The organism is Acinetobacter sp. AKBS16, from assembly GCF_002899995.1.
GTDB lineage: Bacteria > Pseudomonadota > Gammaproteobacteria > Pseudomonadales > Moraxellaceae > Acinetobacter > Acinetobacter baumannii.
In genome coordinates this window covers 54,781-66,732 of record NZ_POYH01000080.1, presented here as the reverse complement: position 1 = coordinate 66,732, position 11,952 = coordinate 54,781, and the positions used below count along the sequence as shown (strand labels likewise).

Annotated in this window: 13 protein-coding genes; all 13 read left to right on the top strand. The window is 35.7% G+C overall.

All coding sequences use genetic code 11. The features are described 5' to 3' along the window. Positions 1-294 (top strand): DUF2237 family protein (locus tag C1642_RS19500; protein ID WP_228153897.1); only part of this gene is annotated, 294 nt, incomplete at its 5' end. Next, positions 294-887 (top strand): Maf family protein, encoded by a 594-nt coding sequence (locus C1642_RS14205; RefSeq protein WP_000812866.1) that lies wholly within the window; start codon positions 294-296, stop codon positions 885-887. The genes C1642_RS19500 and C1642_RS14205, both read left to right, overlap by 1 nt. Positions 888-917: 30 nt before the next feature. Further along, on the top strand, positions 918-2,081 hold the full coding sequence (locus tag C1642_RS14200; RefSeq protein WP_002125092.1) for a cupin domain-containing protein: 1,164 nt from the start codon (positions 918-920) through the stop codon (positions 2,079-2,081). A gap of 337 nt (positions 2,082-2,418) precedes the next feature. Next, positions 2,419-2,985, top strand: coding sequence for a TetR/AcrR family transcriptional regulator (locus C1642_RS14195; protein WP_000037056.1), 567 nt, complete (start codon positions 2,419-2,421; stop codon positions 2,983-2,985). A 475-nt stretch (positions 2,986-3,460) separates the two neighbouring features. Next, positions 3,461-3,769 carry an ArsR/SmtB family transcription factor gene (locus tag C1642_RS14190; protein ID WP_000651464.1) on the top strand — a complete coding sequence of 103 codons (309 nt, stop codon included), beginning with the start codon at positions 3,461-3,463 and terminating at the stop codon, positions 3,767-3,769. A gap of 422 nt (positions 3,770-4,191) precedes the next feature. Next, positions 4,192-5,394, top strand: coding sequence for a serine/threonine transporter SstT (sstT, locus tag C1642_RS14185; protein ID WP_000889007.1), 1,203 nt, complete (start codon positions 4,192-4,194; stop codon positions 5,392-5,394). 5 nt (positions 5,395-5,399) lie between these two features. Beyond that, entirely contained in the window at positions 5,400-6,080 is a 681-nt protein-coding gene (locus C1642_RS14180) for a YoaK family protein (RefSeq protein ID WP_001116532.1), read from the top strand. A gap of 3 nt (positions 6,081-6,083) precedes the next feature. Then, entirely contained in the window at positions 6,084-6,620 is a 537-nt protein-coding gene (locus C1642_RS14175) for a DUF2058 domain-containing protein (protein WP_103236477.1), read from the top strand. A 375-nt stretch (positions 6,621-6,995) separates the two neighbouring features. After that, a complete protein-coding gene (locus tag C1642_RS14170) occupies positions 6,996-8,843 on the top strand; it encodes an ABC transporter ATP-binding protein (RefSeq protein WP_000922240.1) in 1,848 nt (615 codons plus the stop codon). Then, positions 8,843-9,283, top strand: a complete 441-nt coding sequence (locus C1642_RS14165; protein ID WP_000966087.1) for a MaoC family dehydratase — start codon at positions 8,843-8,845, stop codon at positions 9,281-9,283. Before C1642_RS14170 ends, C1642_RS14165 begins: the two co-directional genes overlap by 1 nt. Positions 9,284-9,391: 108 nt before the next feature. Then, a complete protein-coding gene (locus C1642_RS14160) occupies positions 9,392-10,417 on the top strand; it encodes an AraC family transcriptional regulator (RefSeq protein ID WP_000705524.1) in 1,026 nt (341 codons plus the stop codon). A 38-nt stretch (positions 10,418-10,455) separates the two neighbouring features. After that, entirely contained in the window at positions 10,456-10,830 is a 375-nt protein-coding gene (gene gcvH / locus C1642_RS14155; RefSeq protein ID WP_103236476.1) for a glycine cleavage system protein GcvH, read from the top strand. Positions 10,831-10,923: 93 nt separating this feature from the next. Continuing rightward, entirely contained in the window at positions 10,924-11,631 is a 708-nt protein-coding gene (locus tag C1642_RS14150; RefSeq protein WP_103236475.1) for an SIR2 family NAD-dependent protein deacylase, read from the top strand. Positions 11,632-11,952 lie beyond the last annotated feature (321 nt).

The following is an 11,952-nucleotide window of genomic DNA, read 5'->3' as shown; positions in this document are numbered from 1 at the left end:
TTCCGGAATGGTTTTTGCCATACAGCCGTAACAGATCTTGGTCAACATACGGTGTGCGCCCAAATGACTTCTGAGTTTTTAAATTTTTCACAAAAAGTCGGAAACGATCTGATCACTCCTCTACCTGAAGCAGGCTTCCCTGGCCTACAACCGGGAGACTTCTGGTGCATTTGTGTAACTCGTTGGGTAGAAGCTTATCAAGCTGGTCAAGCACCCCCTGTTAAACTTCATGCTTGTCATCAAGCTGTATTGAGCTATGTTCCATTAGATGTATTAATGGAATTTGCAGTGTAATGAAACAACCCAAAATTATTTTGGCATCAAGCAGTCAGACACGTAAAGATTTAATGAATCGTTTAGGAATCGAATATATCTGTATTAGTCCAGATATTGACGAGAGTCCTTGTGGTGAAATGCATGCCGATGATTTAGCAAAAAGACTGGCATTTACTAAAGCACAAGTAATTGCACAAAAAAATCGTGAAGCAATTGTAATTGGATCAGATCAGGTTGCATGGCGAGAGCATGCTCCTCATGATTTTATTGGCAAACCCTTAACAATTGAAAATGCCAAAGCTCAATTAGCAGCAAACTCTGGCCGAACAGTCTTTTTTAGTACTGCTTTAAGTGTGCAGTGCCTTGAAAAAAGTTTTGAACATACGCTTGTTGAGCATTATCAAGTTAAGTTTCGCAATTTAAGCGCGCCTGAAATCGAAAGATACGTCGACTTAGATCTGCCCTTACAATGCGCAGGAAGTTTTAAGTGTGAAAGTCTCGGCATTAGTTTATTTGAAAAAATGATAGGCCAAGACCAAACCACGCTGATGGGTTTACCCATGATTCAGCTTTGTCAGATTTTAAGACAACTCAATCTCCAAATTCCTTAATATTTATTAGCTTATTTATAGGTTATTTCCATGACAGAAGCTTTAACCGTTTTAGGCGGTATTACTGCTGAACAGTTTTTAACAGAGTATTGGCAGAAAAAACCATTACTTGTACGTAATGCTATGCCTGAAATTGTGGGTATGTTAGAGCCGAATGATGTAAAAGAACTCGCTTTAGAAGACCATGTAACTGCTCGTCTTATCCGTCAAAAAGATAAAAATCCAAATGAATGGCATGTAAAATCGTCTCCCTTAACTAAAGGTGATTTTCAAAAACTACCAAAGTTATGGACACTTTTGATTCAAGCAGTAGACCATTATTCATTTGATATAGCTGAATTGTGGAAGAAATTTCCTTTTATTCCGCAATGGCGCCGTGATGACATTATGGTCTCTTATGCCCCAAAAGGTGGTTCAGTAGGAAAACATTTTGACTTTTATGATGTTTTTCTTGTTCAAGGATATGGTCATCGACGCTGGCAACTCGGCCAAATGTGTGATGCAAGCACTGAATTTGTACCTAATCAACCTTTAAAGTTGCTACCAGAAATAGATGTTCATTTTGATGAAGTATTAGCTCCTGGCGACTTATTATATGTTCCACCTGGATTATCACATTATGGCGTTGCCGAAGATGATTGTTTAACTTTCTCCTTTGGTTTCCGTATGCCTAATATTTCAGGCATGATCGATAGAATTAGCGATCAATTTGCTACTGATGAATTACTTCAAAATCCTGTTGTCGATATTACCCGTAAGAATCCTCCTCAAATTGGGGAAATAAACACGGAAGAGTTGGCTTATTTAAGAGATTTAGTGCTAGCTCAATTGAAAAATTCAACAGTACTTGATGCTGCCCTCATGTCGTACATGAGCGAGCCTAAATATCCAGACAATATTCCAGAACCAGATGAAATAGAGGTTGAAGACCTAAATGCTATTTTGACAGAAGGCTATGAGCTGCTACTCGAACCTGCTTCGCGTCTACTTTATACAGAACAAAATGGCGTTTTAAAGTTTTGGGGTAATGGGGAAGAATTACCGATTGTGGAATCTTTTGCCACCCAACTCAAAACGATTGCCGATGGGAAAAGCATTCCTTTCAATAGTGAGCTTAACAATACAGATATTTTAGAAAACATTGTTCAATTATTGAATAATTCAATTCTTATGTTGTTACCTCCTGCAGAGTAATACTAACTAAATATATAAAAAGGAGAAATTATAAAATTTCTCCTTTTTTCTTTTATAAATACATGTTTAAATATACCAATCTTTAAATCAAAGTTATAAAGGCCCACTTATAGTAAAAACCACCTTGCCAAATCAAAAAATTAACTACTAAACATAGCTATTCAATTATAAAAAAATTAATGCTTAGCATTGAGTTTTGTCCTTTTATTATTTTAAAAAACCTATTTTTTTCTATCAATAACAGTCAATACAATGTAAAATTTCGCGTTCGTGCTTTTTATTTGTACACTCGACCTTATAGGCTAATAGCAAAATATTTGTGTGAGGCTACTAAAATATGTCAAAAAAAGATGACATTATTACCACTGCTTTAAGACTTTTTAATTCATATAGTTATAATTCTATAGGGGTAGATCGTATCATCAGTGAATCTGGTGTAGCGAAAATGACATTTTATAAATACTTTCCTTCAAAAGAGAAACTTATTGAAGAGTGTTTATTATTAAGAAACTCACTTTTACAAAATTCTCTTACTGCGGCCATATCTAAAGAAGACGAAATCAACCCACTAGCTCGTATTAAAGCCATCTTTTTATGGTATTCAGATTGGTTTAATAGTGAAGACTTTAATGGTTGCATGTTCCAAAAAGCTTTAGAAGAAGTATTAAAACAATACCCTTCAACACATCAACCAGCAACTTTATACAAAATCTGGTTAACACAATTAATGCAAGATCTTCTTATTCAATATGAAATTGAAGAGTCTCGACCTTTGGCATTGCTGTTGGTCAATATTTTAGAGGGTATGACCATTCAGGCTCAAGTTGAGCATGGTTCAGTAAAAATTGATGACTATTGGAAGCGTGTAGAGAAACTCATTGAATTTGAAAAAATTGCACATTAAAAAATAAAGCGTGATATTATTCTTCTTATCTTGTTGAATCTTCTTCTTATTCATCACGCTGCGTCTGAAAGTCATTCTAGCTTAGAGTTTGACATTTTTTTAAATTATCATCCCAAACTAGAATATACAGACCTGTCTGTACATAGTCGATTATAACTTTAGAAAATAAAAACACAATCTTTTTTTTCTCGCCCTTTTATATATAAATCAGATTTAACTATTGATAGACAGAAAAATAGAATTTATTTTCTTTGACTTTGTTTCATTTATACTTAACAATTACGCTTCTCACACAAAGCAACACTTTTGACACAAAACAAATACAAATTCTTGTTTTACCTTAATAATGTTATATATTTATCAATTACACTTATAAACCTTTTCAACAAAAACAATTGGATTGATTAGTTTTGCTACATTCATTTTCTTAAGATCAATCTATACTATGCCGGCCATATTGATATAGGTATAAAGTATGAAAGATGGACTCCAAATTGAAGAAATGAAAAATGCGGCGGATTCAGTCGTAGGAACATTAAAATCTTTAGCTAACACTGACCGTTTATTAATTTTATGTCACTTAGCCCATGAGGAGTTAAATGTCTCTCAAATTGAAGAGAAAACACAAATCACCCAACCCACCCTTTCACAACAATTGATGATGCTACGTAAAAGTGATGTCGTTTCAACACGTCGTGATGGTAAGCAAATCTTCTATTCGATCAAGGATGATAAGATGCATTCAATTTTAAATATGCTTTACCAGTTATACTGCATAGAATAACTGCTCTAAACTTATAAAATTATAATAATATTAATGTATTCCTGAAATATGCGATTTTTCAACTTGGTAGCTGGTAATTATCCGAGCAAAGAGGATTGAAAATTCGCGTAGTTTTTCTAGCATTCCAATCTATTAAAAAACAAAAATAATCTCTCCTATTTCTTTTTATATCTTTTCTCCCTCTTCACTAATTTTTATGGCAAATAATAAGAACTTAAGCGTTACTGGCTGTAATATAAGCAAAACATTAGATACCCCACTTTAAAAAATCAATTTTATTTATTTAAAAACAAAAACTTAATATTACCAAACCCTATAAAACTGATGACTTGATATAAAAAAGCTTAAGATTCACATCACTTACGTATAAAATACTCAGCTTGTTCAACCTTTAGCCATGAATAGGTTAATAAGGCCTTTATATGCTTGAATTCTTTTCTCGATTAAGCTTAGTCACTAAAATTATTATCGCCATTATTTTAGGGATAGGCGTCGCACTATTATTTCCAACCGTTACGCCGTACTTAAGCTTGTTTGGTGAACTATTTATTAAAGCATTAAAATCGGTTGCTCCTATTTTAGTCTTTGTACTGGTTCTCTCATCTATTGCCAACTTCCAAGTCGGTCATAGTGCAAATTTACGCCCAGTATTACTACTCTATGTAGTAGGTATGTTATTAGCTGCTTTTAGTGCTGTGATCGCTAGCTTATCTTTTCCTAGTACGCTTTATCTCAACACTGTTTCTCATAATAATTTGCAAGCGCCTGGTAGTCTCGCTGATATATTAAAAAATCTGCTTTTAAGTTTTATTGCAAACCCTGTTCAAGCAATCAGTGAAGCGAACTTTATTGGTATTCTTGCGTGGGCAATTGGTCTCGGCTTAGCAATGCGTCATAGCTCGGATACGACCAAACAAGTAATGCAGGATGTTTCACATGCTGTAAGCGCTATTATTCATAAAGTCATTGCGTTTGCACCTGTTGGTATTTTCGGTCTAGTTGCAGTAACTTTTGCAGATGCTGGACTAGCAACACTTGAAAGTTATGCACAATTACTTGCTGTTCTATTAGGAACAATGCTGTTTGTTGCTCTAGTGATTAACCCAATTCTGGTAGGTTTAACAATTCGCGGTAATCCCTACCCATTAGTATTTAAATGCTTAAAAGAAAGTGGTATCACAGCGTTCTTTACACGCAGCTCAGCAGCTAATATTCCTGTAAACCTTGATTTAGCTGAACGTTTAGGCGTAAATCCTTCAACTGCGAGCGTTTCAATTCCTTTAGGTGCTACTGTTAACATGGCTGGTGCAGCAGTTACGATTACTGTACTTACTTTAGCAACTGTGCATACGTTAGGAATTCATGTTGATTTGGCAACAATGATTATTTTATCTGTTGTAGCTACAATATCAGCATGTGGTGCATCTGGTGTTGCAGGTGGTTCCCTACTTCTAATTCCAGTCGCATGTAGCTTATTTGGTATTTCATCAGAAATTGCAATGCAAGTTGTTGCAGTGGGTATGATTATTAGTGTATTACAAGATTCAACAGAAACGGCGCTTAACTCATCTACCGATGTTTTATTTACAGCCGCAGTTGATATTCGCTCAAGACAAAACTCATAGAGAACATGCCATTTCAAAGTTTACCAAACTGGTTCCAACTTGGCGCCTTCTTACTGGCAATAAATGCCGGAATGATTAATGTATTAGGGCTTATCACCCTTTTACATCAATCGGTGTCGCATATGACTGGTAATGTCAGTATGCTAGCCATGAGTTTGGTAAACTGGCAGTTTGAACACATCATATATTTAGTACTAGTTATACTATGTTATGTATGTGGATCATTTTACAGTGGTTTTATTTTAGGCAATAGTCATTTCAAATTAGGCCGCCGGTATGGCCTTCCTTTAAGTCTAGTTTCACTATTTATTTTTCTCTGTTGGTTACTGCTGCCTTATTTTCCAAAATATGGACTATTATGGGCTTGTGTCGCCATGGGGCTACAAAATGCAATGGTAAGTCACTATAAAGGAACCATTATTAGGACTACTCACTTATCGGGTGTCTTAACAGATCTTGGGCTTGCACTTGGTTATATAGCACGAGGTTTAAAAGTAGAGAATCGCCGCATTATTTTGCATCTACTTATTTTTATAGGTTTTCTATCTGGCGGTATAATTGCTGCTTTAGTTCACCCTTATTTAAAATTGCAATCATTTTTGCTTCCAGCAATTTTAAGCTTAACTCTCAGTATTTCGTATTGGGCAGTTTACTTTCATAGTTCTTCCTCTTCAAATTCGGATTAAGTCATGGTTAAAAATGCCTTACAAGCTCAGTTACTCAAAGCTGGTTTAGTTGACAATAAAAAAGCGAAAAAACTTACCAAACAAGCTCAGCATGAGCAGCGTACTGGTCAAAGCAATGAAGCAGAAATTAAAGCTAATATTGAAAAAGCTCAAAAAGAGAAACAAGCAAAAGATCAAGCTTTGAATCTAGAAAAGCAGCAGCAACTCGAAGAAAAAGCATTAAAGGCTTCAATCATTCAAATGATCAAGCAACACAAAATTATAGATTTTGCTGGAGATGTGGCTTATCAATTTATTGACGAGAATAAGATTAAAAAGGTTTACCTATCTCAGCAAGTTTATAATGCACTTGTTACAGGCAGTTTAGTGATTGCTAAAGATCAAGATCAATATGCTTACCTTCCAAAAGCTTTAGCTGAAAAAATTGATCAAAAAATGAAAGGATTTATTTTGATCAATAATGCTGAGAAAAATGAACAAACTACTGACGAAGAAGATCCATATGCAGCATATGTGATTCCGGATGACTTAATGTGGTAACGGGTTATGAGCCTTTATCCATACTCGGATAAAGGCTCATACTGCTTAAAATAAATATTCATATTTTATCATTTATTAAAAAAATTTATAAAAATTACATTCAAGCCAAATTCATTCACCACTTCATCTATTATTATCGATATAATGAATAAAACATTTTTTGTCTTTATGATGCCTTTTAGGCTTCTTCCCGATTCCAAATTTATGTCTTGACTAAATCATGTCAGTTTTAGCCAAAGATATACAACATAAACTTTGACGTGTATCCACACACCCAACAGATCAATACCTTAATTAAGTTTGATCTAACTGACTTTATTGCAAATTAAATTGCGAAATTTTACTAAAGTAGCTGATGTATAAAGGTAGTCATTCATGCTGAAGTGGTTTGAAAAACTTGTAGATCCTTATCCAACCAAAGGTTTGGATGAGCCCTTACCAACACGCTTTTTCCCATTTGTTTGGCAAGCTACTGAAGGTGTGCGTCCATATTTATTGCTACTTATTATATGTACAGCTGGTGCAGCTAGCTTTGAAGCCCTGCTCTTTTCAAAAATTGGGCAACTTGTAGATTGGCTTAGTAATAGTCAGCCTGAAAGTTTCTTAAGCCAACATGCGTCAAACATCCTTATTCTCATTAGCGTGTTATTTGCTAATATTTTATTTGTTAATATTCAATCTATTATAAAACATCAAATTTTATATAGTACTTTTCCAATGCGCTTACGTTGGCGCTTCCATAACCTTTTATTAAAACAAAGCCTAGACTTTTTCCATAATGATTTTGCTGGTCGACTTTCTGCAAAGGTCATGCAAACAGCTTTAGCTGTCCGTGAATTCTGGATTATTTTAGGCGACATGTTGGCTTACGTCAGCATTTACTTTATTACCGTAAGTATTGTTCTTGGTGCAATCTCACCCACATTACTTATTCCACTTATGGTTTGGTTAGGGTTATTTTTATTAAGCGCATGGTTCTTTATTCCACGTTTAAGCAAAGTATCACAACAACAAGCCGATGCACGCGCTGTAATGACTGGCCGTGTAACTGACGCCTACACTAATATTCAAACTGTAAAACTCTTTGCGCATGCTGGGCGTGAAAGCCAATATGCAAAAGCGTCAATGAAAGAGTTTATGACCACAGTCTATGCGCAAATGCGTCTAGGTACTCTTTTTGAAGTTAGCATTAATTTACTGTCTGCTGTTTTATTTGTTGGGGTAATTGGTACCGCAGTTTGGTTATGGACTCAAGGTTTAGCAGCGTTAGGCGTAATTGCTGCTACTACTGCCATGATTTTAAAACTTAATAGCATGGCTGAGTTTATGATGTGGCATATGTCAGCATTATTTGAAAATGTTGGTACTATTCAAGATGGCATGCAAACACTTGGTAAGAAAATCAATATTCAAGACAAGCCAGATGCAAAACCACTTGCAGTCACACAAGGTGAAATTGTATTTAAAGATGTAACCTTTGCTTATAACAATAAAAATGTCATCGATCACTTTAATCTACACATTAAAGCAGGTGAAAAGATTGGTATCGTTGGCCGTTCAGGTGCAGGTAAATCTACCCTCATCCAATTACTTTTACACTTTTATCATCTTAAAGAAGGTGCAATTTTAATTGATGGGCAGAATATTGAAGATGTTACACAAGATAGTTTGAGAGCAAATATTGCTTTAGTTACTCAAGACACTTCTCTACTACATCGTTCAGTTGCCGAAAATATTAAATATGGCCGTCCGGATGCAACTGATCAAGATATGCAAAGTGCCGTGCATAAGGCAAAAGCAGCTGAATTTATTCCTCAACTTGTCGACTTAAAAGGACGTTCAGGTTATGAGGCACAAGTGGGTGAACGTGGTGTCAAACTGTCAGGTGGTCAAAGACAACGTATCGCTATTGCGCGTGTTTTCTTAAAAGATGCACCAATTTTAATCTTAGATGAAGCAACTAGCGCTTTAGACTCAGAAGTTGAAGCAGCTATTCAGTCGAGTTTAAATGACCTGATGGTAGATAAAACAGTTATTGCAATTGCTCACCGTTTGTCTACCATTGCTCAAATGGACCGTTTAATTGTTCTTGATGAAGGTAAAATTGCAGAGCAAGGTACTCATGAAGAATTAATTGCTAAAAATGGTATATATGCACAATTATGGAAACGTCAAACGGGCGGTTTTCTTATTGAGCAAAAAGTAGTACAGGGTCAAGATTAATGCTTTATTTAGAAGATTTAAAAATTGGTGATCGTTTTGTCAGTCGTGAGTATGAAATTACACTTGATGAAATTAAACAATTTGCAAGCCACTATGACCCTCAACCTTTCCATACAGATGAAGAGTTAGCCAAAGAAGATCCAATCTTTAAAGGTATTGCCGCTAGCGGGTGGCATACCTCGGCAATTACTATGCGCTTATGGACTGAATGCATGCCGATTCATGGTGGACTAGTAGGCTCAGAATCTAGTCTACGTTGGCCACGCCCTACTCGGCCTGGTGACCGTATTCATGTTGAAGCTGAAATTTCCGCCATTACGCCATCCAAAACAAAATTGGATCGTGGTATTGTAAGCTACGTTACGCAAGCCTTAAATCAGCATGGGGATGTTTTACTTATTTCAACGACAAAAATCGTTGTCTTTAAAAAGAATGTTTAATGAATCGTTGATATGATTGTCTAACAGTTTTTATAAACTCAAATTATATTTCATGACAAGATGTGTAAGAAATGCACGTAGAAAATTGATGAGAGCAACGGAACGCATATGAAAATTACCTCAGCTCGTCAAGATCAAGGTATTCCAGGAGTCTATGGCTTATTGCTATTAGATGTAGTTTCACGTTGGGGATACAACGATGAAACATTATTTGCTCCTTTTCATCTTACTAGTGAGCAATTGGCCGATCCTGAATATCGTATTTCAACACCCGTAGCAAATGAGCTGGTCAAACATGCCTTAAATCTTACCGGTGAAAGTACACTGGGTTACCACATTGGCACTCAAATGCGTATTTCCATTCACGGATTTATTGGCTACGCGATAATGACAGCCAAAGATATTACAGAAGCGATTGCTCTCGCTGCCCGTTTTATCCAATTACGCTTACCTTTTTTACAATTATATTTTTCTACTTTCGGACCAAAAGCCACATTACAATTGCAATGTGATATTGAGTTAGAGCCTCTTCGTACTGAGATCGTTTTAGGTTTAACTATTGGTATTATGACCATGGCTAAAGCGATTACGGGTATTGAAGATTTAGCGGGCGATGTTGATTTAGACTTTCCAGAACCGGAAGGTTTTGATAAGTATAGAAGCAAGCTAAGCAGCACCATCCGCTTTAACCAGCCTCATCTAATCTCGAGTTTTGATAAAAAATATTTAGGTTTTAAGTTAGTTAATGCCGATCCAATCGCAAGTCAAATCGCTATTAACCAATGTGAAGCGGAACTATCTGCTTTAGGCGAACGCCGCCGTCTAGCCATGCGTGTACGTGATATTTTAAGTAATTCTGAACAACATTACTTAAGCATAGAAAATGTAGCAGAATATTTACATATGTCAGATCGTACCTTAAAGCGACAATTGGCAGCCGAAGGTACTTCATTTTCTACTTTAGTAGATGAAGTTCGATATCGTCATGCGACCTCTCTGCTTTCGCGTACAGATTATAGTCTTGAACAAATTGCAGATGAACTTGGTTACTCGGATGTCGCAAATTTCAGTCGCGCTTTTAAACGCTGGAGCGGTCGCAGTCCGAGCAACTGGCGCAAAGACCCCTATTTATAATGTTATTAAAATATTGGACACAAGCTTAAGGAGTTGTCATGAACCATCCTTCAGAATTGAAGTATGCACGTACACATGAGTGGGTAAAAATTGAAGGAGACCTTGTTATTACAGGGATTACCGACCATGCACAAGATGAGCTTGGAGATTTGGTCTATGTTGAAACTCCTGAAGTGGGTAGCCAAGTAACAGCTGGCGAACAAGCCGGAGTTGTTGAATCAGTTAAAACTGCTTCTGATATTCATGCCCCTGTCTCTGGTACAGTAGTAGAAGTTAATAATGATCTTGAAGATGATCCGGATTTTGTAAATGAAGATCCATATGGCAAAGGCTGGATTTATAAAATCAAACCAGACAATATTGCAGATGTTGAAAAACTTTTAACAAATGCAGAGTATGAAGCTGGTCTATAATATAGATATAGTTTTAATAAAAAAACCAGTTTAGATTTAACTGGTTTTTTTATATATGTATAGATCAGATTTAAAAACCAAATTCATGAATGGATCATTCATATGACAAAACTTGTGGTATTTTCCGGCGCCGGTATGAGTGCAGAAAGTGGAATTAGTACTTTCCGCGATAGTAATGGTCTCTGGGAAAATTATGATATACAACAAGTTGCCACTCCCGAAGCGTGGGAAAGAAATCCAGCTTTAGTTCAACGCTTTTACAACGAACGTCGTAAAAATATTTTAGAAGCCCAGCCGAACGAAGCTCATCAATATATTGCTAAACTACAAGACCATTATGATGTACAAGTCATTACACAAAATATTGATGATCTACATGAGCGTGCTGGAAGCCAAAATGTCTTACATCTACATGGCAATATTCGACTAGCGAAAAGTTCTGGGCCAGATGCACAATATACAACTCAATTTTATGAAGTTAATGGTTGGAAGCTCGATTTAGAACAGGACTTTTGTCCAAATGGCTACCCGCTTCGACCTCATGTCGTTTGGTTTGGTGAAGCTGTACCTGCTTATGAAGAAGCAATTCATTTAGTACAAAGTGCTGATATTTTTATTGTAATCGGGTCGACATTAAGCGTATATCCAGTTGCCGCCTTGGTCCATGAGATTCCTCATTATGCCAAAGCGTATTATATAGATCCCCAAGCAGATCATTCTCGTGTTCCACCTCAATATAAATTATTAAATATGACGGCTACAGAAGGTATGCACGAGTTATTTCATCAATTGATGAGTTAATATTTCCTCTTTTGATATTCTTTTTTTCTTATTAAAACCATTTTTTCGCGTAAAATTGATGAGAAATTATTCATCTAAATAATAACTTTTCTTAAAAGGCACCCTGTCATTACTATTTTTGTAACTAAAAAACTGAATTTAGCTCTTAGTTTTTTATATTATTAGTTTTTTAATAAGTTTTAATATTATTTTTAAACTGATAATCAATTGATTTTATTAAACTAAATATAACATGTAATCAAAGTTACACTTGTTTACACAAAGATACATAAAATACATCACAAAGATAACAGAGCAAAAAAATTCTTTTATGGTTGAATC

Excerpts from the sequence above, each read along its gene's own strand:
- C1642_RS14205 (WP_000812866.1), top strand. The coding sequence starts at position 294 with ATGAAACAACCCAAAATTATTTTGGCATCAAGCAGTCAGACACGTAAA.
- C1642_RS14200 (WP_002125092.1), top strand. The coding sequence starts at position 918 with ATGACAGAAGCTTTAACCGTTTTAGGCGGTATTACTGCTGAACAGTTT.
- C1642_RS14195 (WP_000037056.1), top strand. The coding sequence starts at position 2,419 with ATGTCAAAAAAAGATGACATTATTACCACTGCTTTAAGACTTTTTAAT.
- C1642_RS14190 (WP_000651464.1), top strand. The coding sequence starts at position 3,461 with ATGAAAGATGGACTCCAAATTGAAGAAATGAAAAATGCGGCGGATTCA.
- sstT (WP_000889007.1), top strand. The coding sequence starts at position 4,192 with ATGCTTGAATTCTTTTCTCGATTAAGCTTAGTCACTAAAATTATTATC.
- C1642_RS14180 (WP_001116532.1), top strand. The coding sequence starts at position 5,400 with ATGCCATTTCAAAGTTTACCAAACTGGTTCCAACTTGGCGCCTTCTTA.
- C1642_RS14175 (WP_103236477.1), top strand. The coding sequence starts at position 6,084 with ATGGTTAAAAATGCCTTACAAGCTCAGTTACTCAAAGCTGGTTTAGTT.
- C1642_RS14170 (WP_000922240.1), top strand. The coding sequence starts at position 6,996 with ATGCTGAAGTGGTTTGAAAAACTTGTAGATCCTTATCCAACCAAAGGT.
- C1642_RS14165 (WP_000966087.1), top strand. The coding sequence starts at position 8,843 with ATGCTTTATTTAGAAGATTTAAAAATTGGTGATCGTTTTGTCAGTCGT.
- C1642_RS14160 (WP_000705524.1), top strand. The coding sequence starts at position 9,392 with ATGAAAATTACCTCAGCTCGTCAAGATCAAGGTATTCCAGGAGTCTAT.
- gcvH (WP_103236476.1), top strand. The coding sequence starts at position 10,456 with ATGAACCATCCTTCAGAATTGAAGTATGCACGTACACATGAGTGGGTA.